Source organism: Thalassospiraceae bacterium LMO-SO8, from assembly GCA_031655335.1.
Lineage (GTDB): Bacteria > Pseudomonadota > Alphaproteobacteria > Rhodospirillales > Casp-alpha2 > UBA1479.
This window is the reverse complement of the sequence record CP134226.1, coordinates 3,262,721-3,286,594: the sequence shown is the minus strand read 5'-3', so window position 1 is coordinate 3,286,594 and position 23,874 is coordinate 3,262,721. Positions and strand designations below refer to the sequence as shown.

Annotated in this window: 26 protein-coding genes; 11 read left to right on the top strand and 15 right to left on the bottom strand. The window is 65.3% G+C overall.

The annotated features are described in order from the left end of the window. Positions 1-31: 31 nt before the first annotated feature. The 6 genes from RJ527_15800 to RJ527_15775 form a co-directional block, all read right to left on the bottom strand. Complete coding sequence (locus RJ527_15800) at positions 32-1,354, bottom strand: UDP-glucose/GDP-mannose dehydrogenase family protein (protein ID WND75487.1); 1,323 nt, start codon at positions 1,352-1,354, stop codon at positions 32-34. Positions 1,355-1,367: 13 nt separating this feature from the next. Continuing rightward, entirely contained in the window at positions 1,368-2,237 is an 870-nt protein-coding gene (gene galU, locus RJ527_15795; protein WND75486.1) for a UTP--glucose-1-phosphate uridylyltransferase GalU, read from the bottom strand. A 212-nt stretch (positions 2,238-2,449) separates the two neighbouring features. Further along, positions 2,450-3,181 (bottom strand): hypothetical protein, encoded by a 732-nt coding sequence (locus tag RJ527_15790; protein WND75485.1) that lies wholly within the window; start codon positions 3,179-3,181, stop codon positions 2,450-2,452. 5 nt (positions 3,182-3,186) lie between these two features. Then, positions 3,187-3,915 carry a VWA domain-containing protein gene (locus RJ527_15785; protein WND75484.1) on the bottom strand — a complete coding sequence of 243 codons (729 nt, stop codon included), beginning with the start codon at positions 3,913-3,915 and terminating at the stop codon, positions 3,187-3,189. A 71-nt stretch (positions 3,916-3,986) separates the two neighbouring features. Next, entirely contained in the window at positions 3,987-4,790 is an 804-nt protein-coding gene (locus RJ527_15780; GenBank protein ID WND75483.1) for a division plane positioning ATPase MipZ, read from the bottom strand. Next, positions 4,787-6,841 carry a molybdopterin oxidoreductase family protein gene (locus tag RJ527_15775; GenBank protein WND75482.1) on the bottom strand — a complete coding sequence of 685 codons (2,055 nt, stop codon included), beginning with the start codon at positions 6,839-6,841 and terminating at the stop codon, positions 4,787-4,789. Before RJ527_15775 ends, RJ527_15780 begins: the two co-directional genes overlap by 4 nt. 182 nt (positions 6,842-7,023) lie before the next feature. Between RJ527_15775 and RJ527_15770 the strand changes: the two genes are divergently transcribed. Both RJ527_15770 and RJ527_15765 read left to right on the top strand, forming a co-directional pair. Beyond that, positions 7,024-8,115, top strand: coding sequence for a hypothetical protein (locus RJ527_15770; GenBank protein ID WND75481.1), 1,092 nt, complete (start codon positions 7,024-7,026; stop codon positions 8,113-8,115). Between the two features lie 64 nt (positions 8,116-8,179). Further along, on the top strand, positions 8,180-9,823 hold the full coding sequence (locus RJ527_15765) for an acyl-CoA synthetase (GenBank protein WND75480.1): 1,644 nt from the start codon (positions 8,180-8,182) through the stop codon (positions 9,821-9,823). Between the two features lie 55 nt (positions 9,824-9,878). On the opposite strand, the gene RJ527_15760 is transcribed toward RJ527_15765, so the two are convergent. After that, positions 9,879-10,112, bottom strand: a complete 234-nt coding sequence (locus tag RJ527_15760) for a hypothetical protein (GenBank protein WND75479.1) — start codon at positions 10,110-10,112, stop codon at positions 9,879-9,881. 286 nt (positions 10,113-10,398) lie between these two features. Here RJ527_15760 and RJ527_15755 point away from each other — a divergent pair, with 286 nt between their 5' ends. The 4 genes from RJ527_15755 to RJ527_15740 all read left to right on the top strand — a co-directional run bounded on the left by RJ527_15755 (position 10,399) and on the right by RJ527_15740 (position 12,316). Then, positions 10,399-11,016: a 2-hydroxychromene-2-carboxylate isomerase gene (locus RJ527_15755; protein WND75478.1), complete on the top strand. Its 618-nt coding sequence runs from the start codon at positions 10,399-10,401 to the stop codon at positions 11,014-11,016. Next, positions 11,009-11,581 (top strand): gamma-glutamylcyclotransferase, encoded by a 573-nt coding sequence (locus RJ527_15750; GenBank protein ID WND75477.1) that lies wholly within the window; start codon positions 11,009-11,011, stop codon positions 11,579-11,581. The genes RJ527_15755 and RJ527_15750 overlap by 8 nt, the downstream gene beginning before the upstream one ends. Before the next feature lie 183 nt (positions 11,582-11,764). Then, a complete protein-coding gene (gene fliN / locus RJ527_15745) occupies positions 11,765-12,055 on the top strand; it encodes a flagellar motor switch protein FliN (GenBank protein ID WND75476.1) in 291 nt (96 codons plus the stop codon). Between the two features lie 57 nt (positions 12,056-12,112). Beyond that, entirely contained in the window at positions 12,113-12,316 is a 204-nt protein-coding gene (locus RJ527_15740; GenBank protein ID WND75475.1) for a hypothetical protein, read from the top strand. A gap of 13 nt (positions 12,317-12,329) precedes the next feature. On the opposite strand, the gene RJ527_15735 is transcribed toward RJ527_15740, so the two are convergent. After that, positions 12,330-12,782: a hypothetical protein gene (locus RJ527_15735; GenBank protein ID WND75474.1), complete on the bottom strand. Its 453-nt coding sequence runs from the start codon at positions 12,780-12,782 to the stop codon at positions 12,330-12,332. A 142-nt stretch (positions 12,783-12,924) separates the two neighbouring features. Here RJ527_15735 and RJ527_15730 point away from each other — a divergent pair, with 142 nt between their 5' ends. From RJ527_15730 to RJ527_15720, 3 genes are all read left to right on the top strand, one after another. Then, a complete protein-coding gene (locus RJ527_15730; GenBank protein ID WND75473.1) occupies positions 12,925-13,491 on the top strand; it encodes a hypothetical protein in 567 nt (188 codons plus the stop codon). A gap of 71 nt (positions 13,492-13,562) precedes the next feature. Beyond that, positions 13,563-14,636 carry a 3-oxoacyl-[acyl-carrier-protein] synthase III C-terminal domain-containing protein gene (locus RJ527_15725; GenBank protein ID WND75472.1) on the top strand — a complete coding sequence of 358 codons (1,074 nt, stop codon included), beginning with the start codon at positions 13,563-13,565 and terminating at the stop codon, positions 14,634-14,636. A 6-nt stretch (positions 14,637-14,642) separates the two neighbouring features. Next, positions 14,643-15,149 carry an isoprenylcysteine carboxylmethyltransferase family protein gene (locus tag RJ527_15720; protein ID WND75471.1) on the top strand — a complete coding sequence of 169 codons (507 nt, stop codon included), beginning with the start codon at positions 14,643-14,645 and terminating at the stop codon, positions 15,147-15,149. Here RJ527_15720 and RJ527_15715 read toward each other — a convergent pair. The 7 genes from RJ527_15715 to RJ527_15685 all read right to left on the bottom strand — a co-directional run bounded on the left by RJ527_15715 (position 15,139) and on the right by RJ527_15685 (position 22,018). Beyond that, positions 15,139-15,831 carry a TIGR02281 family clan AA aspartic protease gene (locus RJ527_15715; protein WND75470.1) on the bottom strand — a complete coding sequence of 231 codons (693 nt, stop codon included), beginning with the start codon at positions 15,829-15,831 and terminating at the stop codon, positions 15,139-15,141. The genes RJ527_15720 and RJ527_15715 overlap by 11 nt on opposite strands. Before the next feature lie 25 nt (positions 15,832-15,856). Then, a complete protein-coding gene (locus tag RJ527_15710; protein WND75469.1) occupies positions 15,857-16,114 on the bottom strand; it encodes a hypothetical protein in 258 nt (85 codons plus the stop codon). 85 nt (positions 16,115-16,199) lie between these two features. Continuing rightward, positions 16,200-16,922 (bottom strand): ribonuclease activity regulator RraA, encoded by a 723-nt coding sequence (locus RJ527_15705; protein WND75468.1) that lies wholly within the window; start codon positions 16,920-16,922, stop codon positions 16,200-16,202. A gap of 12 nt (positions 16,923-16,934) precedes the next feature. Continuing rightward, positions 16,935-18,671, bottom strand: a complete 1,737-nt coding sequence (araD, locus tag RJ527_15700) for an L-arabinonate dehydratase (protein ID WND75467.1) — start codon at positions 18,669-18,671, stop codon at positions 16,935-16,937. Between the two features lie 18 nt (positions 18,672-18,689). Then, on the bottom strand, positions 18,690-18,851 hold the full coding sequence (locus tag RJ527_15695) for a hypothetical protein (protein ID WND75466.1): 162 nt from the start codon (positions 18,849-18,851) through the stop codon (positions 18,690-18,692). 13 nt (positions 18,852-18,864) lie between these two features. After that, a complete protein-coding gene (locus RJ527_15690; GenBank protein WND75465.1) occupies positions 18,865-20,898 on the bottom strand; it encodes a TRAP transporter large permease subunit in 2,034 nt (677 codons plus the stop codon). 88 nt (positions 20,899-20,986) lie between these two features. Beyond that, on the bottom strand, positions 20,987-22,018 hold the full coding sequence (locus RJ527_15685) for a TRAP transporter substrate-binding protein (GenBank protein ID WND75464.1): 1,032 nt from the start codon (positions 22,016-22,018) through the stop codon (positions 20,987-20,989). A 247-nt stretch (positions 22,019-22,265) separates the two neighbouring features. Here RJ527_15685 and RJ527_15680 point away from each other — a divergent pair, with 247 nt between their 5' ends. Both RJ527_15680 and RJ527_15675 read left to right on the top strand, forming a co-directional pair. After that, positions 22,266-22,886: a GntR family transcriptional regulator gene (locus RJ527_15680; protein ID WND75463.1), complete on the top strand. Its 621-nt coding sequence runs from the start codon at positions 22,266-22,268 to the stop codon at positions 22,884-22,886. A gap of 45 nt (positions 22,887-22,931) precedes the next feature. After that, positions 22,932-23,831 carry a phytanoyl-CoA dioxygenase family protein gene (locus RJ527_15675; GenBank protein WND75462.1) on the top strand — a complete coding sequence of 300 codons (900 nt, stop codon included), beginning with the start codon at positions 22,932-22,934 and terminating at the stop codon, positions 23,829-23,831. Positions 23,832-23,874: the final 43 nt, after the last annotated feature.

The window sequence follows — 23,874 nt, the reverse complement described above, 5'->3', positions numbered from 1 at the left end:
CGTCCTTGTTCGCGCCGCGCCGGACCGGCGGTCAGCTTGCCGCCGACACTTTCGATTTGCCGATGCAAGTATAATCGAACCCGGCTTCGGCCATATCGTCCGGATTATAGATGTTGCGCAGGTCGATCATCACCGGCGTCTTCATCAGGCTCCGGACCTTGTCGAGATCGAGGGCGCGGAATTCGTTCCATTCGGTCAGGATGGCCAGCGCATCAGCATCACCCATGGTGTCGTAGGCGCCCTTGCACCAGTCGACGCCGTCCAGCATATGCTTGGCTTCGTCCATGCCCTTGGGATCATAGGCCCGGACCTTGGCCCCGGCCGCGATCAGGGCGGGCACGATGTCCAGGGACGGAGAATCCCGCATGTCGTCCGTGTTGGGCTTGAAGGTCAGGCCCAGAACCGCGATCGTCTTGCCGGAAACCGAGCCGCCGCAGGCGTCGATGATCTTCTGCGCCATGGCCTTCTTGCGCTTGGCGTTGATGTCGACCACGGTTTCCACGATGCGCAGCGGCGATCCCGCGTCCTGCGCCGTGCGCACCAGGGCGAGCGTGTCCTTGGGAAAGCAGGATCCGCCATAGCCCGGCCCCGCGTGCAGGAACTTGCGCCCGATGCGCCCGTCCAGGCCGATGCCCCGGGCCACGTCCTGCACGTCGGCGTCCAGGATCTCGCACAGGTCGGCGATCTCGTTGATGAAGGTGATCTTGGTCGCGAGGAAGGTGTTAGCCGCGTATTTGATAAGCTCCGACGTCTGGCGCCGGGTGAACACGATCGGCGTCTCGATCAGGTACAGCGGGCGGTAAAGTTCGCGCATCACTTCGCGGGCATCCTCGGAATCCGTGCCGATGACGACCCGGTCGGGGCGCATGAAGTCCTCGATCGCCGCCCCTTCGCGCAGGAATTCCGGATTCGACACCACGTCGAACTGGGCGTCGGGCCGGGCCGCACGGATGATCCGCTCGACCTCGGCCCCCGTGCCGACGGGCACCGTCGACTTGGTGACCACGACCGTATAGCCGCTGATGGCGGCGGCGATCTCTTCCGCCGCCGCATAGACATAGGACAGGTCCGCATGCCCGTCGCCACGGCGCGACGGCGTGCCGACGGCGATGAACACGGCGTCCGCATCCTTCACCGCCTCGGCCAGGTCCGTGGTGAAGCTGAGACGCCCGGACTCGGCATTGCCTTCGACCAGCTTCTGCAGGCCGGGCTCATAGATCGGCATTTCGCCCCGCTTCAGGCCCGCGATCTTCTTTTCGTCCTTGTCGACGCAAATGACGTGGTGGCCGAATTCGGAGAAACAGGCCCCGGACACCAATCCCACGTATCCGGTCCCGACGACGGCGACATGCATGCTGTGACTTCCTTCAGAGGTAGGTTTTCAAAGTGGCGCGGACGCGGTCGGCCATGTCCGGCCGTTCCAGCGCGAAGGCGACATTGGCTTCGATGAACCCGGCCTTGGACCCGCAATCGAAGCGCCGGCCCTTGAACCGCAGCCCGTGGAACGGCACCGTGTCCAGGGTCTTGGCCATGGCATCGGTCAGCTGAATTTCACCGCCGGCACCTTTTTCATGACGGTCCAGATGTTCGAACACCTGGGGTTGCAGGATATAGCGGCCGATGATCGACAGGGTCGAGGGGGCGACCGACGGATCCGGTTTTTCCACCAGTCCCCTGGCGCGGGCCAGGCGGCCGTCGTCCTCGGCGACATCCAGGATGCCGTATTTGTTGGTGTCCTCAAGGGGCACGTCCTCGACCGCGACGATGTTGCCGCCCACTTCCCGGTAGGCTTCCATCATCTGCGTCAGGCACCCCGGTTCCGCCTGCACCAGATCGTCCGGCAGCAACACCGCGAAGGGCTCGCCCGCGACCATCTGGCGCGCGCACCAGATGGCGTGCCCCAGGCCCAGCGGATTCTGTTGCCGCGCATAGGCCAGATGGCCCGCCGGCACCATGGCGTCGTGGACGATCTCAAGCTCGCGGGTCTTGCCGCGCGCCTGAAGAACCTGTTCCAGTTCCACCGCATGATCGAAGTGGTCTTCCATGATCGTCTTGCCGCGCCCGGTGACCAGGACGAAATCCTCGATCCCGGCGGCCCGCGCTTCTTCGATGGCGTACTGGATCAGCGGCTTGTCGACGATGGGCAGCATTTCCTTGGCCATCGCCTTGGTCGCGGGCAGGAATCGTGTGCCCAGACCCGCGACGGGTAGGACGGCCTTCCGGACGGGTGCGTTCATATCGCGACTTTCTGCTGTGTCTTCAAATGCATCGGCACCGTACCACCGAATACCGGCCGCAGGGGTGGGGCCATTTTGTGCCATACCGCCCCCGGCGCCGCAACCGCCCGATTGACTCGGCCATGCCCCCCGGATTTCTCCCGTTTTCGCCTTTGGCGCCGCCGGTCATCACGGAACCGTAACGCGAATCGCTTTTGCCCGGACGAAATCCCTCAATCGCCCAGCAACACGTCCTTGGCCTCGTTGACCTGGGCCGCCAGATAGTCCGATCCGCCGCGGTCCGGGTGCAGACCGGAAATGATGCGCTGGTAAGCGGCCTTGATGTCCTGGCGGCTCGCCCCTTCGGACAGACCCAGAACCGCCAATGCCTCTGCCCGCGTCATGGCGCCCGAACGGGGCGCCCCGGCGCCGCCGGGTTGCGGTCCGGCGTCGTCGGCGCGGTCCCGCCAGTCGGGATGGACCCGGTCCAGATAGGCTTCGAGGACACGGGCCGAGGCCTCGTCCTCGGTCCAGCAGTGACGCAACAGGTCCAGTTTCTCCGACACCGTCATGTCGTCCAGCCGGCGTCCCTTGTAGGGGCCGTCGACGACCTCGCCCCAGACGTCGCCCGTGTCATGGTCCAACCCCATGCGCAGGAAGCGGGTTTCCACGTCCGACGTCTGGCCCGTGGGCGCCCCCTGCCCGGCCCCGGCCATGCGCGAGAAATTGCGTGCCGCGCGGTACACCATCCGCGCCCGCAGCAGCATGGGGATCAGCGCAGAGGCCGCGAACACGGCCCAGCCGAACCGCCCGGTGATGACGAAGAACAGCGCCAGCACCACGGCCAGAATGCCGACCACGTAGAACAGGACTTTCTTCAAGGTTTTGACGTTCGCGGTCGCGTACCAGCGCGCGCCGATCAGGAAGGCCGCCAACAGGGCCACGCCCAGCACCAGATAGGACATGGCGCCTAGGCTCCCTTGATCTGATGGGCGATGCGCAGGGTCTCGCCGCCCTTGGCCTTGGCGTGGTTTTCCAGCGCCCGCCGCCCGCCCGCCGCATAGACCGCGACGGCGGCGAGCAATTCCTTCAGCGTGTCGGCGCTGGCCGCGTCGAACGAACAATAGGCGCCGCCGGACAGTTTCGCGATCTGCTGGAACCCGAACCGGGCGACGGGGTCCTCGCCTTCATGGAACATGAACACGGGCACACCCAACAGGCCCAGTTCGCCCGCGGTCCTGCCCAATGCGTCGACGTCCTCTTCGAAACTGTCGCCGACATAGACCAGGGCGTTGACCCGGCGCTTGCGGGTTTCGTTCACGGCATGCTTCAAAAGCTTGCCGATCTGCGTTTCGCCGGCCAGGCATCCGACGCCGGTCATCAGCCGGGTCAGTTCATGCGTGTCGCCGGTCCATTTCGAGACCTTGAATTCCCCGAAACCACGAAAGAACGCGAGCTGCACGTCGAGGCCGCCGAGTTCGCGCGTTACCTGGAACATCTCGCCTTGCAGGCGGGCGGCGCTGTCCCAGGTCGGCTGGCGGCTGGCCGTCGCATCCATGCCGAACATCAACCGGCCGCGCCCGTCCCCGCGCGCCTGCACGGGCGCGCGCGACAGCTTGTCCAGGAACGCGTCGACGTCCGCCCGCTTGGCGGGCGCGCCGGCAGTATCCGATTTCGCAAGCTTGTCGTCGTTGCCCATGACCCCTGTCCTTCGCCTTGAAAGATAAGGTGTTCGGGCGTCGTTCGCCAGCGAAGTGGAAATCCTCTGGCCTAGGCCGGCGGCGGCGGCAGGTGAAGCGCGCCGATCAGGGCGCGGACTTCCTGGCGCGCCGCCAGATGCGACATCGACATGGCCGCCGGATCGCCGGTTTCCTTAATGTCCATGATGGTCAGCCCGGCCAGGAACAGTTCACGGTAGATCACCCGTTCGCCGAACCCGGGCAGAAAGCGGAACCCGATGCGTTGGGCAAGCTGGTTAAGCGCCTTTTCCATTTCCTGGCGGTTGCGCGAATCAAGCGGGCTCAGGCGGTTGCGCAGCACGACCCAGTCCATCTTGCCGCCGTCGCGCCGGGCGCGGGCGATCTTCTGCTTCCAGACCATTTCCGCATACTGACTGGGCCCCTTCACGGTCATCTCGTTGCCGACCTCGACCCGGGCCAGGACGTCCAGGTCGATGAAACTGTCGTTCAGGGGCGTGACCAGGGTATCGGCATGGGAATGGACGGCTTCCGACAACGGCGTGGCGCTGCCCGGCGTATCGATGACGACGATCCCCGCCGCCGCGCGGGCCGCCGCGAGAACCTCCGGAAAGGTATCCGTGCCGTCGCCGCCCGAGGGGGCGACGTCGAAAAATTCCGGCATGGGCACATGACCCTTGATCGTACGGGCATAGTCACGGCGGTTTTCCAGGAACCGGCGCAACGACCCCTGGCGGATGTCCGTATCCAGCACGGCGACGCGGTGCCCGGCCCGCATCAGACCCACGGCCAGATGCATGGCGGTGGTCGATTTGCCGCTGCCGCCCTTTTCGTTGCCGACGACGATGACGTGGCCCTGCATGCCCTGCCCGCTCACGCCGGGCGCATCCAGATGGCGGTATCGTGAAACGCGGCCCCGCCGCCCGGCAAGGCCGCGTCGGCGCTGATGATCGTGTTGATCCCGCGTCCTTCCTCGAAGGCCGCGTTGGGCCAGATGCCCTCGACCACCACGGTATGGGCCTGAAGCCCGTCGAACGGTCGGACATGCACCACCAGATCCCCCAGGTCGTTGCCCAGGCGCACGCGGTCACCTTCGTCCAGGCCGAGCGCCTTGCAGGTATCGGGATGGATCAGGGCCATGGGGCGGCCTTCCTTCTTGCGGCTGGACGGTGTTTCCGTGAACGAGGTGTTGAGGAACCGGCGCGCGGGCGCGGCGACCAGGCGGTAGGGATGGGCCTCCGTCGCCTCGTCGATGACGTCCAGGTGATCCGGCAGGGCCGACATGGCGTCGCAGTCCGCGCCGATCTTCGACCAGTCGGCGGCGAAGTGAAACTTGCCGTCGGTATGGCCGAAGCCGTTCAGGAAATGCGCGTCTTCGAACGGTTTGGTGCAGTCGATCCAGCCTTCGGCCAGCACCGCGTCGGCGCCGGGGCGGCCGCTGCGGCGCAATGCGTCGTCGATCAACTCCCAAGCCGTCATGTGGAACGCCGGATAATCGGACCCCAGGCGCCGTGCCAACCCGTTGATGACATCGACGTTGGAGCGGCATTCGCCGAGGGGCTCGATCAGCGCCTTATGGACCTGAAGATAAAAATGGCCACCGCCCTGGTACATGTCCTCGTGCTCCAGGAACATGGTCGCGGGCAGGACGATATCGGCCAGCTTGGCCGAGGCGGTCATGAACTGTTCGTGCACGCAGGTGAACAGATCGTCGCGCATCATGCCCTCGATCACCCGGCCCGTTTCCGGCGCGACCTCGGCCGGGTTGATGTTCTGCGTGAACAGCACGGTGACCGGCGGCCCGCCTTTGAGCGCCTTGGCGTCGCCGGTCAGCACGCGGCCGATCTGCGACATGTCCAAGGCACGGGTCGCGGGATCGACCACGTCGAGCCCCTTGATCAGGGTGCCATCGACGCCGAACAGTTCGCGGTTGGAAAACAACGCCCCGCCGCCTTTATGTTTCCACTTGCCCGTGACCACCGGCAGGCAGGTCACGGCATGCATGTTGGCCGCCCCGTTGCGCGACCGCGTGAAGCCGTATCCACAGCGCAGATAGGCGCGATCCGTCTTGCCGTAGAGCCGGGCCAGATCGCGGATGTCGTCGGCCGGAATGCCGGTGATCGCCTCCGCCCATTCCGGCGTGCGCGTGGTCAGATGCTGCTGCAGGCGTTCCGGGCCGTCGGAGAATTCCCGCATGTAGTCCCAGTCGGCCAGGTTTTCCTCGAACAGCACCTGCATGACGGCGCAGGCCAGCGCGCCGTCCGTGCCCGGGCGGATCGGGATGTGGATATCCGCCGCCTCCGCCGTCGGCGTGCGGTAGGGATCGATGACGATCAGCTTGGCGCCGCGCGCCTTCCGCGCCTTGGCGATATGGGTCATCACGTTGACCTGGGTCGACACCGGATTGCCGCCCCACACGACGATCAGGTCCGATTCGGCGATCTCGCGCGGGTCTGCCCCCCAGATCTTGCCGTGTCCGGCGACCCAGCCGTTGCAGGCCGTGGTCACGCAGATGGTTTCGTGCTCGCGGGAAAACCCGAAGGCATGGCGGAAACGATGGATGCTGTCGCGCTGCACCAGGCCCATGGTGCCCGCGAAATGATAGGGCCAGACGGCCTCGGCGCCGTGGGCCGCGCGGGCACGCTCGATGGCTTCGGCGACCTCGTCGATCGCCTGATCCCAGGTGATCCGGCGGAAGTCGCCCGATCCCTTGGCGCCGACGCGTTGCAGCGGGTGGGTCAACCGCTCCGGATGATGGACCCGTTCGCGGTAGGCCGCGACCTTGGCGCAGATCACGCCCGCCGTGTAATCGTTGCGTGGATTGCCGCGCACGCGGCCGATGGTGCGGTCGTCAAGGACCTCGACCTCAAGGGCGCAGGTGGACGGACAGTCGTGGGGGCAGGCCGTGGGCCGGAATTCGGGTTGCATGGCGGAAATCTACTCTCCACCCCGCCCGCGAACAAGGAACCGATATCGTCCGGGCAGGAGAAATCGCGGGCGCATTCACCGCGCCGCCGCCACCGTGCTATGCTGTCGACGGCCGCCGGATAAGGACTGATTAACCCTTACCCACTATGGTATCGGCGGGAAAAAGCATCGACAGGAAGACCATGACCGCATTCCGTCCGACCGCCCTTTCGGGCGTCATGAGCGCCGCCCTTCTGGCCATCAGCGCCCTCGCGCCCGCGGCGGCGCAGGCGCCGGGTCAGGGTGAGCCGGTGCAGGCCGGCCCCGCCGCCCCTGCCGCCCCCGTGCTCGGCAAGCTGACCAATTACCGCGACGAGATGCGCCGGCTGATCACCAACATCGCCAAATTCGCCCGCGAGAAGAATCCCGGATTCGTGGTCATCACCCACAACGGCATGGAGCTTCTGCAAAAGCGCGACGAGGTGGACGAGAAAAAGGTCTATCCGGCACGCGCCTACATGATGTCGATCGACGCCATCCTGCAAGACGGCCTGTTCTACGGGTACGAGACCTTCGGACAGCCGACCTCCAAGGAGGCGAAGGAAACCTTCGCCCATCTGATCGACGTCGCCAAGCGCGACCGGGTCAGCATCCTGACCATGGATTTCGCCCGCGACCCGAAAAAGATCGACGAAATTCTGGCCGCCAGCCGCAAGCAAGGCTTCCTGCCCTTCGTCGCCCACAAGGACCTGTCCGTCATGAACAGCCTGCCGCCCTATCCGGCCAGGCCGTTTCACGAAAACTCCAACCACGTCCTGTCCATGTCGAATGCGGAAAACTATCTTTACCTGCGCGACACCACGGCCTTCGGCCAGGAAGACGAATTCGCGCTGAAAATCCACGACACCAATTACGACATGGTCATCGTCGATGTGTTCCACGGCCGCAAACCGTTCTCCAAACGCGCGATCGAAACCCTGAAGTACAAGAAACTGGGGGCGCGCCGCCTGGTTCTCGCGCGCATGGACGTGGGCACGGCGGCGACCTACCGCTTTTACTGGAAGGCGGGCTGGCAGTCGGGCGCGCCGCGCTGGATCACCGCCCCCTACCCCACGGACCCGGACCGCTACTTCGTCGAATATTGGCGGCCTGAATGGCACAAGATCCTCTACGGCGACCCGACCTCCTTCACCTTCGGCCTGCTGGCCCAGGGCTATGACGGCGTGGTCATCGAAACGGTCGAGGCCTACCGCTACTTCGAATCCGACGGTCAGGACATGGCGGCCTTCAAGTAACCGGCGGCCCCTTCCGTACCGCATCCGGGACATGGCCCCGGCCGTTTGGGAGAATAGGCATCCCATGCTGACCAGGACCGACAGCTACGACAGGCTCTACGGCACCTTCGCCTGGGATATCCCGGCGCGGTTCAACATGGGTGTCGATGTCTGTGACAAGAACGCGGCGCGCGATGCCGACGCACCGGCCTTGATCGTCACCTCGGCCGAGGGCGACCTGGTGACCTACAGCTTCGGGGCCCTGCGCGCCCTCTCGAACCAGGCCGCCAACATGTTTGGGGCCCATGGGCTGACGCGGGGCGACCGCATCGCCGTGCTGCTGCCGCAGTCGGTGGAGGCCGCCTTGACCCATGTCGCGGCCTGGAAGGCGGGCTTGATCTCGGTCCCCCTGTTCACCCTGTTCGGCGAGGACGCGCTGAACTTCCGGCTCGCCGATTCCGGGACAGCCGCCGTCGTCACGGACATGGCCAATTACCCCAAGGTCGCGGCCCTGGCCGGCGTCTTGCCGGACCTCAAACGGGTCTACGTCATCGACGCCGGGGCGGATGGCCAGGGATTCACGGATTTCTGGGCGGCGCTGGGCCACGCGTCCGACGCGTTCCGGCCGGTCGACACCGCCGCCGACGATCCCGGGTTGATCATCTATACCTCGGGCACCACGGGCAATCCCAAAGGGGCGCTGCATGCGCATCGCTGCCTTCTTGGCCATCTGCCGGGGGTGGAGATGTTCCACAACTTCCTCGGCCAGCCCGGCGACCTGATGTGGACCCCCGCCGACTGGGCCTGGATCGGCGGCCTGATGAACACCCTCATGTGCGCCTGGCACCACGGCGTGCCCGTGGTCGCCCACCGGGCACGCAAATACGACCCCGAGGAGGCGCTTGCCCTGATGGCGCGCTTAAGCGTGCGCAACACCTTCATGCCGCCGACGGCGCTGCGCCTCATGAGCAAGCTGCCGCCGCCCAGGGGCCGCCATGCGCTCAACCTGCGTTCCGTCGCCTCGGCGGGCGAACCCGTGGGGTCCGAACTGTTGCACTGGGGCCGCGAGGCCCTGGGCCTGACCATCAACGAATTCTACGGCCAGACGGAATGTAACGTGGTCGTCGCCACATGCGCCGAGATCATGGACGCCAAATCCGGTTCCATGGGCCGCCCTGCTCCGGGGCATGCGGTCGACGTCATCGACGGCGACGGCAACGTCCTGCCGCCGGGACACGAGGGCGACCTCGCCTGCCGGGCACCCGATCCGGTCATGCTGCTGGAATACTGGAACAACCCGGCCGCCACCCAGGCCAATCTGCGGAACGGCTGGTGGCGCATGGGCGACACCGGATACCGCGACGACGACGGCTACCTGTGGTTCGTCGGGCGCGGCGACGACGTCATCACCTCGGCCGGCTACCGCATCGGCCCCGGCGAGATCGAGGATTGCCTGAGCCGCCACCCGGCGGTGCAGCTGGCCGCCGTGATCGGCGTGCCCGATCCGATCCGCACCGAGGCCGTCAAGGCCTTCATCGTGCTGATGCCGGGGTTCGAGGGCGGGGCCGCGACGGAACAGGACATCCGAGATTTCGTGAAGACCCGCCTGTCGTCCCACGAATACCCACGGCAGATCGAATTCGTCGACCAATTGCCCATGACCGCGACCGGCAAGATCAAGCGCAAGGATCTGCGCGACGCCGAACGGGCGAAGACCGGCCATGCCTGACCGCCAATCTTCCAGGTTTCCGCCTCCGCCTTCGCGGCTGTCCGCGAGGCCTAGGTCAGGACGCCTGGTCCACCCACTGAATGACGAAGCCGTCGTCGGGCGGGAACCGCTCGGCGATCATCTCGCGGGCCGTATCTTCGTCGGTGGCGACGACATCGTGAACCTGGGCGTCGGCCCAGTTGTCGTCGAAGAAAGAATGGGATTGATTGTCCTTAACGAGTGACCGGACATCCTTGTTGTAGATGGCGACCTCGAAAATCTTGTCGCCGTCCTTGGTCGGGTGCCTCATCCGCCAGCCCCTTTTTCAGCGCGCCTTCCGGATTTGTTTCCTCCGGGTCCCCTGCTTCCGCATCCGAAAGAAAAGCGCAAGCAGCGGAATGTCTTTTGTTATGATTATGTGACAATCGTTGCCGTCCGCTACTTTCAATGTCAACGAGCTCTTCGAATTGACTAATATTTCCGGATAAATCATCGGTTTTCAGCCATTTTTGACAATTCCCACCGCTTCCCCCAACATTCCGCGCGGCCCGCTTCGGCGTCGAATCGCGGCGCCTTCCGCGTGAACAGGAACAGTGATGCCCAAAACGATCGACTACTATTTCACCGTGACCTCACCGTGGTCCTATCTGGGGGACGCCCGGTTGCGCGCCATGGCCGGCCGGCACGGCTGGCGGATCAATCACAAGCCGGTCGACATGGGCGAGGTCTTCGCCGTCTCGGGCGGCCTGCCGCTGGCGAAACGCCCGCCGCAACGGGTCGCCTACCGCATGATGGAACTGAAGCGCTGGCGTGCCCGGCTCGGCGTGCCCCTGACGCTGGAGCCCGCCTTCTTTCCCGCCGTCGACAAAATGGCCCGGCGGCTGATCCTGGCCGCCCAGCATGACGGGCTGGACGCCCAACGGCTGGGCGACCTGGTCCATGCGTTCATGCGCACGGTCTGGGTCGATGAAAAGGACATCGCCGATCCGGCAACCTTGACCGCGGTTCTCGACGGCATGGGCCTGGACAGTGCACATCTGTTGGCCCGCGCCGACAGCACCGACATCGATTCGGTCGACCGGGCGAACACGGAACAAGCCAAACGCATCGGCGTATTCGGCGCGCCGACCTATGTCATCGGCGACGAGCTGTTCTGGGGCCAGGACCGCCTTGATTTCGTGGAGGAAAAGGTGTCCGCTCAGGACCATGGTTGATGCCGCCGCGCTGAGCACCATCGAATGGGTTTTCGCCTATGGCTCGCTCATGTGGAATCCCGGGTTCGCGTATACGGACCGCCAGCCCGCCGCGCTGACCGGGTATCACCGGGCGTTCTGCATCTATTCCCACCATTACCGGGGCACCCCGGCGAAGCCCGGTCTGGTCCTGGGCCTGGACAAGGGCGGCAGTTGTCGGGGCATCGCCCTGCGTTTCGCCCCCGATACCCGCGACGCCGTCGTCGCCTACCTGAACGAACGGGAACTCATCGGATATGCCTACCGCCCGGCAATCGTCACGGTAACGCTTGAGACTGGACAGCCCGTCGCCGCCTATACCTTCGTGACGGACCCGGCCCATCCGCAATACGCGGGCGACCTCGGCCCGGCCCGGTCGGCGGAATTGATCATGGCCGCCTCCGGGCAAAGCGGGCTCAACCGCGATTACTTGATGAACACGCTTACTCAATTGGAATTAATGGGTTTTCGCGATGACGCCCTGCATGCGCTGTTGGCCCGGGTGCAGCATCTGACAGGCCTTCTCGACCAGGGCGGTGGGATTTGACGCCCACGCGCGTCCCGGTGCGTCCGTGCGCAATCCCCGGCGCCGTGATAGAATCCGCCCGGCGATAAGGAAAGTTTAAGGTTTCCCTGGTCAAATTCACGGTTAATGGCGGGTGAAGAACCCGCCGATGGCGGACCGCCGGCCCGAATGGCCGCGCTCACCGCCGGATAACGGAGCAAGGCAATGGCTGAAGACACCGCCCCCGAAGAGAAAACGGAAACTGAAAAGGTTCACGCTCTCTATGACGTTCAGGTGGAAATCACCGCCGTCCTCGGCACGGCGGAAATGCCGATCAGCCAGATCCTGAAGCTCGGCCGAGGCGCCGTCGTGGAATTGAACCGTACCGTCGGCGAGAACATCGAAATCCACGCCAACAACCGGCTGGTCGCCAAGGGCGAGGTCGTGGTCGTCGAGGACCGCCTGGGCGTCACCCTGACGGAAGTGCTGAAAATCAGCCAATCTCTTAAACAGTAAGGCCGCTTGAAAGCCCCGCCCCGATAAGGCCGGGCCCCTGGAGTAAAGGCAACCGCCATGGCCACCGACAGTGAAATTTACCGCGCCGCCAATCTGTTGATTCAGGAATTCGGCGAAATGGCGCCCATCGGCGCGCAGGTGAAGGCAGATCAGATGCAGGATCGGGGCGACCGGGCCGCGCGGTCCGTCTGGCTTCGCGTCGCGCGGGCGACCCAGGAACTGCTTTCCGACTCCTCGCCCAACACCGCCGCCCTGAACTGACGCCCGTCCGCCGTTAGCCGTCTTCTTCGAGCGGCCGCGCGATGTCGCGCGGGCTGAGCATCGTCATCGCCCGCCCGGGATCGATCATGGATATAAAGTAGGACTTGAGGAAACTGTCGGCCAGCACCGCCGCCTGACGCACCCGTTCGCCCGCCGTGGCCACGCGATCGACGCCCTGGATCTCTTCCAGCGCCCGGTTGACGGTTTCCGAATCCCCCACAAGATCGGCGAAACGCGGCTGCCGGGTTGCCGCATCGGACTCCAAGTCCACGGCGGCACCCTGATTTTGCGCCTGGGCCAAGGCCTCGGCTTCGAGACCGCGCGCCAGCGTGGCCGCGCGAATCTCAACCCGGCCGTCGCGCGCTTCGACCGCGCGCAGCCTGTTCAGCTGCGTGGCGCGGTCTTCCTGCACCTCGTTTCTGGACAGGATGCGGTCAATGCCGGAACCGGAAACAATCTCAACCATGACCCGAATATGGGGGCATTTCTTGGTTAATGCGAGCCCTCAAAACGATCCTCACGCAGCTTTGAAGTATTCCGCGCAATGCCTTAAGAGAGGGGGGCATGATATTGTTTCACGCTTCCAACCAGTCGAGGCCCCTTGCCCCATGCCCAATCTTCCCCGCACGCGCCCTTCCCGCCGAATTCTCCTTTTCCTGACGGTGGCGATGTTGATGTTGGCGGCGGCGGCGGCGCGGGCCGATGGCGGCCTGCTCGATACCATGTTGCAATCCGCCCGCAACGCGCCCGAGAAACTCTACGAAGGCAAGGCCAAGACCTATCGCGCCGGGGTGATGACGCCCGAGACGCTGACAGCCTGCCTTATCCTGGCCCACCGCATCGACGCGGTCGCCGCCGAGATCGAGACGGCGAAAGGGACGATCCGCGACCTGGACGGCCGAATCCAAGAGGCCGGTCCGCGTCTACAACATCAGGCCATGGCCGCCCTGACCGACCCGGAACGGCGCAAGACCTACGAAGCGCAGATCACCGACTACAACGCCTGGGTCGAGGAACGGCGCGGTGCGGTCGACGGGCACAACCGTCAGGTTCGCCTGTATTCGGAAATGTCCGGGCGGTTCAACGGGGAATGCAACGGCCGGTCTTACTTTCCGAGCGACCTGGACACCGTCAAGGGCAACCTGCCGCCGGAGGTCGCGGCGCGGGTGCAATAAGCTGCACGGCAGGCCGTTCACACCAAAGTTAGTGGCGCGCGGCGCCGATCAGAGTCAGACTCGGGCCCGTAATGACAGAACACGCGTTCCCTCCCCTGCCCCGGCTGGCCGCGCTCAGCACTGCGGTGCCGCCGCACCGGCTGGCCCAGGCCGACATCCGCGACTGGGCCCGCGGCCAGTTCAAGGGCCGTGTCCGCGACATCGCGCGCATGCTGCCGGCCTTCGACAACGCGGGCATCGACACCCGCTATTCCTGCATGCCGCTGGATTGGTTTTCCGAGCCGCGCGGCTGGGCGGAAAAGAACGCGCGCTATCTGGAGCACGCCCTGGACCTGCTGACCGAGGCCGCCGAGAGCTGCCTCGCGGCGGCGGGCATGACGGCCGGGGACGTGGACGCCCTGGTCACCGTGTCGACCACGGGGATCGCCACGCCCTCGCTCGACGCCCGCCTGTTCGACCGTCTGCCCTTCCGCGCCGAGACCACGCGCCTGCCCATCTTCGGCCTGGGCTGCGCCGGCGGCGTCAACGGTCTGGCCCGCGCCGCCGAAATCGCCCGGGCGCGGCCCGGCTCGCGCGTGCTGTTCCTGGTCGTGGAGCTCTGCGGCCTGACCTTTCGCGGCAGCGACCTGTCGAAAAGCAACGTCATCGCCACGGCCCTGTTCGGCGACGGTGCGGCGGCGGCCGTGATCGCCACCGACGGCCCCGGCCCCCGCATCGTCCGGTCGGGTGAACACACCTGGCCGAAATCCCTCGACGTCATGGGCTGGACAGTGGAGGAAGACGGCCTGGGCGTGGTGTTTTCCCGCGACATTCCCCACTTGGTGGAAACGGAACTGCCGCCCGTGCTGCGGCGCTATCTGGCCCAGGACAACCTGAGCCTCGGCCATATCGACGCCTTCGTCGCCCATCCCGGCGGGGAAAAGGTCGTCACGGCCCTGGAAACCGTGTTCGGCCGGGCGCCGGGCGGGCTCGATCATTGCCGCTCCGTGCTGCGCGATTTCGGCAACATGTCGGCGGCCACGGTGCTGTTCGTCCTGCGCCGCACGTTGGACGCCGGTTTCGGACGCGTGGCGGGCAAGCGGGCCCTTTTGTCGGCCCTCGGCCCCGGCTTCACCGCCGGCTTCCTGACCCTGGAAACGGCCTAGGGCGCCGTGCCGGCCCTGTGGACCGTGATCGCCCTGGTCGCCCTGCTGCGGGTGGCGGAACTGCTTCATGCCCGGCGCAACACAGCCCGCCTGATGGCGCAAGGCGGGGTCGAGCACGGACGTGGCCATTATCCCGTCATCGTTGCCCTCCACGCGGGCTGGCTGGCCGCCCTCGCCGTCCTGGTGCCGCCGGACACGCCGGTCCAATGGCCCTGGCTGGCGCTGTTCGTCCTGTTGCAGGCGGCGCGGGTGTGGGTCATCGCGTCCCTCGGCCCCTATTGGACGACGCGGGTCATCACCCTGCCCGGAGCCCCCCTGGTGCGGCGGGGTCCCTACCGCTTGCTGCGCCATCCGAATTACGCCGTGGTCGCGACCGAGATCGCGGTGCTGCCGCTGGCCTTCGGGGCCTGGAAGATCGCGTTGGCATTTTCCGTCCTCAACGCCCTGGTCCTGACGCATCGCATCCGCGTCGAACAGGCGGCCCTCGCGCCGCGCAGCCCGCTTACGGACTGAGCGTCAGCACGTCGCCGTCGACCCGGTAGCCGCCCAGGCGGCCGAGAAAGCTCATCCCCAAAAGCGAGCGTTTCATGTCGGCCCCGTTGACCGACGCCCGCACGTCCCGGACCACGATATGACCAATGCGGATTTCTTCCAGCCGCACGGGTGCCCCCGTGACCGTGCCGTTGGCGGTCTGATAGCGGCGGTTGAAGCTGAGAGATTTCAGGTCGAAGCCCAGGCGTTCGGCATCGCGGGGGCTCAGCACCACCTCGCTCGCGCCCGTGTCGACCAGGAAACGGACGGCCACGCCGTTGACCGTGGCCTCGGCGATGAAATGACCGCCCGCGCCCGCGCGGATGGTGACGCCGCCGCCGGGGACTTCCTGCGCCCGGTGCGGCAGCAGTTCGCCCGTCAGGCGGCCACCCAGGGCCTGGAACTCGGCGCGGAAGGAATAGCCCAGCAGCAGCACCGCGCCGAGCCCGACCCAAATGGCGGCGTGGCGCAGCGCCTGGCGCGCCTGAAAGCGGCCGTGGGCGATGGCCGCCCCGCCGATCACGGCAACCAGCAGCAGGGCATGGGTCAGTTGTATCTGCTCTCCCCGCGTCGTCAGCGCTTCGGGAAATTGCAGGGCCAGGAACAGGACCAGCCCGCCCAGGGCCAGGCCGATCACAATCATCAGGATGACGGAACGTCTCATGGCGTGGAAGCAGCCAGCCCCGCCGTCACTTCTTTGCGGGCGCCGGCAGGACGCAGCGGAACACGCTGACGCTGGACTGCACGAACAGCATGGACGACTGGCGTGGGCCGGTCATCACGTGCTGGGCCTTGCGGCCCAGGGTCTGGCAGTAATCCTCGGCCTTCGCCTCGGCGACGAAGAACTGGTTCGCCGCATGCTCGATGGTGATCTCCTCACCGGTCTTCTCGACGACCGTACAGGCGCCAAGCAGGGCAAGCGCGGCGATGGCGATGGTCTTGCGCATGGTCCTCTCCCGTTCCGGCGCGATGACAGGCCGCAAGACTAGCATATTTTCCAGCAGGATTAAGGCCGCCGCTGAGACGGCTGATTTAACGCCCGGTCTTCTTCCGCCAGGCCGCGTAATCTGCCTTGGCCTTGGCCGTCGTCGCGGGATAGAGGCCGATCACGGGGCGGCCCTTCTTCACTTCCTCGGTCACGAAGTCCTCGAACGCCGTCATCTCCGTCGCTTCCCGGGCGATGGCGTCGGCCATGTGGATGGGGATGACCACCACGCCCTCGTCGTCGCCGACGATCACGTCACCCGGAAACACGGCGACGTCGCCACAGCCGATGGGGCCGTTCAGTTCGATCGCCTGATGGCGGGTCAGGTTGGTCGGGGCCGAGGGACGGTTGTGATAGGCCGGGATGTCCAGGTTGCCGATTTCCGGCGCGTCGCGGAAGCCGCCGTCACTGACCACGCCGGCGCAGCCCCGCACCATCAGGCGCGTCACCAGGATCGAGCCGGCGGACGCCGCGCGCGGGTCCTTGCGGCTGTCGATGACCATGACATATCCCTTGGGGCATTCCTCGACGCCGACGCGCTGCGGATGCTTGGGGTCCTGGAACACGGAAATGGCGTTCAGGTCTTCCCGCGCCGGGATGTAACGCAGGGTATAGGCCTGCCCGACCATGTTGCGGCCCTTGGGCGACACGGGATGGACATCCTGGATGAACTGGTTCTTCAGGCCGGCCTTGAACAGCGCCGTGCACAGCGTCGCCGTGGACACCTGCATCAGCAGGTCGCGGGTTTTCTTGGAAAGTTTCTTGGCCATGGATCGCTCCGCTCAGAAGATATCCGGCTCGCCGACAGGCGCGCCGAACTGGGTTTCCAGGTAGTCGAAGTCGCAGCCCTCGTCGGCCTGGCGGATATGCTGGGCGAACATCCAGCCGTAGCCGCGTTCGAACTTCGGCTTCGGCGCCGTCCAGGCCGCGCGGCGGCGGGCCAGCTCATCGTCGTCGACCAGCATGTCGATGGTGCGGTTGGGGATGTCGATCTTCACGATGTCCCCGGTCTTGAGCAGGGCCAGCGGACCGCCGACATGGCTTTCCGGCGAGACATGCAGGATACAGGCCCCGTAGCTGGTGCCCGACATGCGGGCGTCGGACATGCGCAGCATGTCGCGGATGCCCTGCTTCAACAATTTCTTGGGCAGCGGCAGCATGCCCCATTCGGGCATGCCCGGCCCGCCCTGGGGCCCGGCGCCGCGCAGCACCAGGACATGGTCGGCGGTGACGTCCAGGTTCTCGTCGTCGACGGCCTTCTTCATTTCCGGATAGCTGTCGAACACCAGGGCCGGGCCCTGGTGGTTGTAGAACCGGGGGTCGCAGGCGGACGGCTTGATGACGCAGCCCTGGGGGGCGAGGTTGCCGCGCAGCAGGGCCAGCGAACCTTCTGCATAAAGCGGATTGTCGAGCGGGCGGATGACGTCGTCGTTGTAGACTTCGGCCCCTTCCAGGGTTTCGCCCAGAGTCTTTCCGCTGACCGTCACGGCGTCCAGCTTCAGATGCCCGGTCAGGCGCGACATCAGGCCGCGCAGGCCGCCCGCGTAATAGAAATCCTCCATCAGGTAGGTGTCGCCCGACGGGCGCACGTTGGCGATCACCGGCACCAGACGCGAAAAGCCGTCGAGGTCTTCCAGCGTCATCATCACCCCGGCGCGCCGCGCCATGGCGATCAGGTGAATGACCGCGTTGGTCGAACAGCCCATGGACATGGCGACGATGGCCGCGTTGTCGAAGGCGCGGCGGTCGAGAATTTTTCCCGGCGTCAGGTCTTCCCACACCATGTCGACGATGCGCCGCCCCGTCTGCGCCGCCATGCGGATATGGCCCGAATCGGCCGCCGGGATCGACGACGCTCCCGGAATGGTCAGGCCCAGGGTCTCGGCCATGGCGGTCATGGTCGAGGCCGTGCCCATGGTCATGCAGGTGCCGTAGGATCGGGCGATGCCGGCCTCGACCTCGGTCCATTCCTCGGCCGTCAAATTGCCCGCGCGGCGTTCGTCCCAGTACTTCCAGCCGTCGGAGCCGGAGCCCAGCGCCTGGCCCTTGTAGTTGCCGCGCAGCATCGGCCCGGCGGGCACGTAGATCATCGGCACCCCGGCCGAGATCGCGCCCATGACCAGACCCGGCGTGGTCTTGTCGCAGCCGCCCATGAGCACCGCCCCGTCCACGGGGTGGGAGCGGATCAGCTCCTCCGTCTCCATGGCCAGCATGTTGCGGTAGAGCATGGTCGTCGGCTTGACGAAGTTTTCCGACAGGCTGATGGCCGGCAGTTCGATGGGGAAGCCGCCCGCCTGCTGCACGCCGCGCTTCACGTCCTCGACCCGCTGCTTGAAGTGGGCATGGCACGGGTTGATGTCGGACCAGGTGTTGATGATGGCGATGATCGGCCGGCCTTCCCAGTCGGCCCGGTCATAACCCATCTGCATGGTGCGCGAACGATGTCCGAAGGAGCGCAGGTCGTCGGGGGCGTACCAGCGGGCGGACCGCAGGTCGGCGTAGTCTTTCTTAGTCGTCATCTTGGTCGCACGTCCTGATCAGGAAAAACCGTCCGCCAAGGCGAACATGAAAACGATCAACGCCGCACCGATAAGGATCCCGGTGATGCCGGGCGCGATGCCGTAGTGGTCGCTATCGTGCACGCCGTCTTCTTCAAGGTCGTCGTGCAGTTCTTCGGGCGTGGTGAGGGGATTGCTCATGGGACCTCCACTCCTAATTTAGCGCCTGGGGCATCCACAGGGCGATCTGCGGGAAGAACATGACCAGCAGCATGCCGATGATCTGCAGGACGATGAACGGCAGCACGCTGATGAAGATTTCCTGCAGGGTCACGTCCTTGGGCGCCACCGACTTCAGCCAAAAACAGGCCGGGCCGAAGGGCGGGCTGAGGAAGTAGATCTGGATGTTCATGACGAACAGGATGCCGAACCACACCGCCGCCCATTCCGGAGTCATGCCCAGTTCCGGCCCCAGATCGCGCACCACCGGGGCGAACACCGGCACGGTGATGAAGATGATCGCGATCCATTCCATGAAGGTGCCGAGAACGACCAGGATCGCCATCATCACGAACACCGTGCCGAGCGGCCCCAGACCGGCGCCCTTGATCAGCTGGCGCATGAAGTCGGCGCCGCCGATCAGGTTGTACAGCCCGACGAAGGCCACCGCCCCCAGGATCAGCCAGATGATGGTGCCGACCACCGCCATGGTATTGGCGAGGCAGTCGCGCAGCAGGGCGTAATCGAACTTGAAGCGCACGGCGGCGACGGCGATGGCGCCGAACACGCCCACGGCGGCGGCCTCGGTGACGCTGGTGATGCCGCCGTAGATCGACCCCATGACGCAGAAGATCAGGCCGACGCACATGATGACGGCCGTGATCTGGTGGCGGCCGAGCTTGGTCTCCTCACCCGTCTTGAGCGCGATTTCCGCCGCCGTCGGCGCCAGGGCCGGATTGAGATTGCAGCGCACGAGAACGAACGACACATAGAACAACGCCAGCATCAGGCCGGGAATGAACCCGGCGCTGAACAGATCGCCGATGCCGACGTTGGCGCTGAGGCCATAGACGATCATGACGATCGACGGCGGGATCAGGGTGGCCAGGGCGCCCGCGGCACAGATCAGGCCGATGGTCAGCTTGCGGTCGTAGCCCAGGCGCAGCATCTGCGGCAGGGCGACCAGGCCGAGCATGACGATCTCGCCGCCCATGACGCCCGACATGGCGGCCAGGATCACGGCGACCACGGTCGTCTGCACCGCCACGCCGCCGCGCAGACCGCCGGCGAAGATCGACATGGCATCGAACAGGTCCTGGGCGATACCGGCGCGTTCCAGGATCGACGCCATCAGCACGAAAAACGGCACCGCGATCAGCGGATACTTTTCCAGCAGGTCCATGGCGTTGGTCGATACCAGGTACATGCCCTGCAAGCCGTAGAACGCCAGGGCACAGACCACGGAAATGATCAGCGTGACGATGCCGAGCGGCATGCCCGTCATCATCAGAACCAGAAGCGCCGCGACGATCAGCAGCGAGATGGTGGCGATGCCGACGCTGTCGCGGTCGACCCGGAACTGGTCGATGACGCTGCCCGATGCTTCGTGCAGATATTCTTCCAGGTTGATCCACATGCCGCCGCCTTCGCCGTAATGGGCGAAGATCTGCACCAAGAGGCGCAGGCAGATCAGCGCCAGAACGGCATAGACCGTGACCTGCATCGCGTGGGTGCGGAAATGGCGGCCCAGGTTGACCAGCAATTGCACGAGGTAAAGGAACAGGCCGGCGACCAGGACGGTCTTGAGTATCATGGGCAGGGGCGAATTCCAGGCCGAGCCGCCGCGTTCCACCAGATCGATGCTTTCCAACGCCCGGATCAGGGTGTCGGACACCAGCATGTAAAGGGCGATGACGCCGACCAGCATGGCGAACAGGTCAAGCCACCAACGGGCCCTCTCCGACACCATGAGATAGAACACGGTGATGCCGATATGGCGTTTTTGCAGGGTCACGAAACCGGCCGACAGCATCCAGGCGCTGGCGCACAGCACCATCACCACCTCGAACACCCATTGCGTGGGTGAATGGAAGACGTAGCGGGCCACGACCTCCCACATCGTGCAGAACGCCGCGATCAGGTAGAGGTTGCCGACCGCCAGGCCGAGAAACCGGCTGAAATGGTCGACGGCTCGGTCGAAGGTTCCGCCCGCAGGCGCACCCACCAAGGTTTCCGTGAATCCAGACATGGCCCCCTCCTGGATCGGCAAATTATATCAGATGGTGAATAGAAGAACCGCCGCGCCCAATCCGGGCGCGGCGGCAATTCCGTATTTGCTAGTCCAGGAGACCGACGGACCGCATGTACTTCAGATGCGCGTCCAGGGCTTCCCGGGCGAGGGGCGATTTCGTGGCGAAATCTTCCCAGGCGCCGACCGCGATTTTGCGGAACTTGGCGCGCTCTTCCGTCGTCCAGTCGACGACGGTGACGTCGCCGCCCTTGCGCTGCTCGTCGGCGATCTTCTGATCTTCAAGATCGGCTTCGCGGCGCATGGCGTCGTAGGCGGCCTGATACCAGACCTCCAGCGCCGTCTGACCCTGCGGGCCCAGCTTGTCCCAGACCTTCTTGTTCACGATGAACTGCAGAACGGCCATGGAGTGGATGCCCGGATAGATCGGGTACTTGGCGACCTTGTAGAGGCCCTGGGCGTTGTTGTTCACGTGGGCGGAGGCATCAGCCGCGTCGATGACCTTTTTCTCAAGGGCGGTATAAACCTCGGAGAACGGCAGCGACACAGGGGCCGCACCGGCACGCTTGAACACTTCGGCGGCCAGGCCTTCCGGCGAACGGACCTTCACGCCCTTGAAGTCGGCGACGGACTTGATCGGGATGGTCGACACGAAGGCTTCCTTGGCGTAGGGACCGCAGCCGACGACATGCACCTGACCCTTGGTGTACTTGTCATACATCTTCTGCAGGATTTCCTTGCCACCGCCGTACTGGCAGAAGGTGCGCACCTGGTCGACCGTGTCGTAACCGGCGATCAGGTCGCCGATCACGGCGAACGCCGGGTCGCGGCCCGAGAAATAGGACACCGCGTTCAGGTCGCCGTCGAGAATACCGTTGGCGACGGCGTCGATGGTTTCACGGTGCGGCACGACGGCCTTGGTCGGCAGAACCTCGATCTTGACCGCGCCGGCGGTCATGGCATCGAGCTTCGGCGCCCAGGTGTCCGTCATGAAGCGGTGGGCCCAGTCGCCGGCCTTGGAACTGGCCTGAACCTTGAGCGTTTTCGCGGCGGCCCCGCCGGTCGTCCCGGCAATGACCAAGCCGCCGACGGCAAGCGCCATCAGTGTCTTCTTAAACATGATCCTTGGATCTCCCTAAACGTAGTTCTTATGACGGTGATATTGACTTCACCCGTACTGAAATACTAATATATCAGTTACAGAGTCAAGTGCAAAGCTGGCTCGCAGGTGCAGCAAAAACCCTGCTTTTGCGCCGTTTTTCGGGGGTACCGACCACGTGACGCCTGACACGACCGGCCTGTTCAAAGAGCGCCCAGCCCCACCGAAAGGCGGTCGCCAGACAGCCGTCCAGCAAATCTATCAAACGGTGCGCGACCAGATCGTTTCCCTCGACCTGCCGCCCGGCACGGTGCTTCAGACGCGCCAGATCGCGGAGACGTTCGGCGTCAGCCCGACCCCCGTGCGCGAGGCCCTGATCCTGCTTGAGGAAGAAGGCCTGGTCGATGTGTTTCCCCAGTCGCGCACCTGCGTCTCCTTCATCGACATACAGAGTGCGCGCGAAGCCCATTTCCTGCGCCGCAGCGTCGAGGTCGAAATCGCCCGCACCCTGGCCGTCGAGATCAGCAACGACGAGGTCGATGCCCTGCGCGCCGCCATCGGCCGCCAGAGGACGGCGCTTGAGGCTGGCGATCTGTCGGCCTTCCTGCCCGCCGACAACCGTTTCCACGAAATGATGTACGAGATGGCCGGCGTCGGCGGATTATGGGACATCATCCACGCGCGGCGCGCCCATCTGGACCGGCTGCGCCGCCTGCATCTGCCCACCGAAGGCAAGGCGGCAAAGATCATCCGCGACCACGAGGCGATCCTTGACGCCATCGACGCGCGCACCCCCAACGAAGCCGAAGCCGCCGTGCGCGCCCATTTGAAGGACACCGTTTCCGCGACCGGGGAAATGCGCGCCGTCTTCCCTGAATATTTCCGTTAAACGAATTTCCGAGACACGAACACCACGCAGACAAGGAAACATCCCATGACCACCAATCCCGTGATCGCCGACGATCAGGTCGCGGCCTACAAGAACAAGGGTTACATCGTCGTCGAGGACATCTATTCGCCCGCCGACGTCCAGGAAATGCGCGATGCCCTCGACGGCCTGATCGCAAGCGCCCATGGCCTGACGGACCACACCAATGTCATCGACCTGGAACCCAACCATACGCCCGACCGGCCCCGCGTGCGCCGCATCAAGGAGCCGTTCAAGAACCATGACGTGTTCAACCGCATGGCCCGCCATCCGCGCCTGATCGCGGCCTTGACGGCGCTGCTCGGCCCGGCGTTCCGCATGCACGGATCGAAGATCAACCTGAAGTCGGCCGAATACGGATCGCCCGTCGAATGGCATCAGGACTGGGCCTTCTATCCCCATACCAACGACGACGTGCTGGCCGTCGGGGTCATGCTCGACGACATGACGGAGGAAAACGGCCCCCTGCTCTGCGTGCCCGGCTCGCACACCGGCCCGACCTACGATCATCATCAGGACGGCCGCTTCATCGGCGCCATGGACCCGGACGTTCCCGGCGCCAACCTGGGCAGCGCCGAGACCATCACCGGCCCGGCCGGGGCCTGTAGCTTCCATCACGCGCGCACCATTCACGGCTCGGGACAGAACACCTCGGGCAAGGGGCGCACCCTGCTGCTTTACCAGATCGCCGCCGCCGACGCCTGGGACATCCGAGGCTTCGGCAAGGAAGCATCCTGGGACGAATACGCCGCCACCTTCATCGCGGGTGAACCGACGTTGGAGCCCCGCGTGGTGCCCACCCCCATCCGCCTGCCCTACCCGCCGCCCTTGAAGGGCGGGTCCATCTATGAAAGCCAGTCCCTGGCCAAGAAGAAATTCTTCGGCGCCAAGACCGCCGCCGAGTAGCCCTTTCCACCGACCACGCCCATCCAGACCAAGACCGGAGCCC

Excerpts from the sequence above, each read along its gene's own strand:
- RJ527_15705 (WND75468.1), bottom strand. The coding sequence starts at position 16,922 with ATGGCCAAGAAACTTTCCAAGAAAACCCGCGACCTGCTGATGCAGGTG.
- RJ527_15715 (WND75470.1), bottom strand. The coding sequence starts at position 15,831 with ATGAGACGTTCCGTCATCCTGATGATTGTGATCGGCCTGGCCCTGGGC.
- RJ527_15775 (WND75482.1), bottom strand. The coding sequence starts at position 6,841 with ATGCAACCCGAATTCCGGCCCACGGCCTGCCCCCACGACTGTCCGTCC.
- RJ527_15730 (WND75473.1), top strand. The coding sequence starts at position 12,925 with ATGCCCAATCTTCCCCGCACGCGCCCTTCCCGCCGAATTCTCCTTTTC.
- RJ527_15695 (WND75466.1), bottom strand. The coding sequence starts at position 18,851 with ATGAGCAATCCCCTCACCACGCCCGAAGAACTGCACGACGACCTTGAA.
- RJ527_15740 (WND75475.1), top strand. The coding sequence starts at position 12,113 with ATGGCCACCGACAGTGAAATTTACCGCGCCGCCAATCTGTTGATTCAG.
- fliN (WND75476.1), top strand. The coding sequence starts at position 11,765 with ATGGCTGAAGACACCGCCCCCGAAGAGAAAACGGAAACTGAAAAGGTT.
- RJ527_15710 (WND75469.1), bottom strand. The coding sequence starts at position 16,114 with ATGCGCAAGACCATCGCCATCGCCGCGCTTGCCCTGCTTGGCGCCTGT.
- RJ527_15750 (WND75477.1), top strand. The coding sequence starts at position 11,009 with ATGGTTGATGCCGCCGCGCTGAGCACCATCGAATGGGTTTTCGCCTAT.
- RJ527_15690 (WND75465.1), bottom strand. The coding sequence starts at position 20,898 with ATGTCTGGATTCACGGAAACCTTGGTGGGTGCGCCTGCGGGCGGAACC.
- RJ527_15770 (WND75481.1), top strand. The coding sequence starts at position 7,024 with ATGACCGCATTCCGTCCGACCGCCCTTTCGGGCGTCATGAGCGCCGCC.
- RJ527_15675 (WND75462.1), top strand. The coding sequence starts at position 22,932 with ATGACCACCAATCCCGTGATCGCCGACGATCAGGTCGCGGCCTACAAG.
- RJ527_15685 (WND75464.1), bottom strand. The coding sequence starts at position 22,018 with ATGTTTAAGAAGACACTGATGGCGCTTGCCGTCGGCGGCTTGGTCATT.
- araD (WND75467.1), bottom strand. The coding sequence starts at position 18,671 with ATGACGACTAAGAAAGACTACGCCGACCTGCGGTCCGCCCGCTGGTAC.
- RJ527_15735 (WND75474.1), bottom strand. The coding sequence starts at position 12,782 with ATGGTTGAGATTGTTTCCGGTTCCGGCATTGACCGCATCCTGTCCAGA.
- RJ527_15765 (WND75480.1), top strand. The coding sequence starts at position 8,180 with ATGCTGACCAGGACCGACAGCTACGACAGGCTCTACGGCACCTTCGCC.
- RJ527_15790 (WND75485.1), bottom strand. The coding sequence starts at position 3,181 with ATGTCCTATCTGGTGCTGGGCGTGGCCCTGTTGGCGGCCTTCCTGATC.
- RJ527_15785 (WND75484.1), bottom strand. The coding sequence starts at position 3,915 with ATGGGCAACGACGACAAGCTTGCGAAATCGGATACTGCCGGCGCGCCC.
- galU (WND75486.1), bottom strand. The coding sequence starts at position 2,237 with ATGAACGCACCCGTCCGGAAGGCCGTCCTACCCGTCGCGGGTCTGGGC.
- RJ527_15755 (WND75478.1), top strand. The coding sequence starts at position 10,399 with ATGCCCAAAACGATCGACTACTATTTCACCGTGACCTCACCGTGGTCC.
- RJ527_15800 (WND75487.1), bottom strand. The coding sequence starts at position 1,354 with ATGCATGTCGCCGTCGTCGGGACCGGATACGTGGGATTGGTGTCCGGG.
- RJ527_15725 (WND75472.1), top strand. The coding sequence starts at position 13,563 with ATGACAGAACACGCGTTCCCTCCCCTGCCCCGGCTGGCCGCGCTCAGC.
- RJ527_15760 (WND75479.1), bottom strand. The coding sequence starts at position 10,112 with ATGAGGCACCCGACCAAGGACGGCGACAAGATTTTCGAGGTCGCCATC.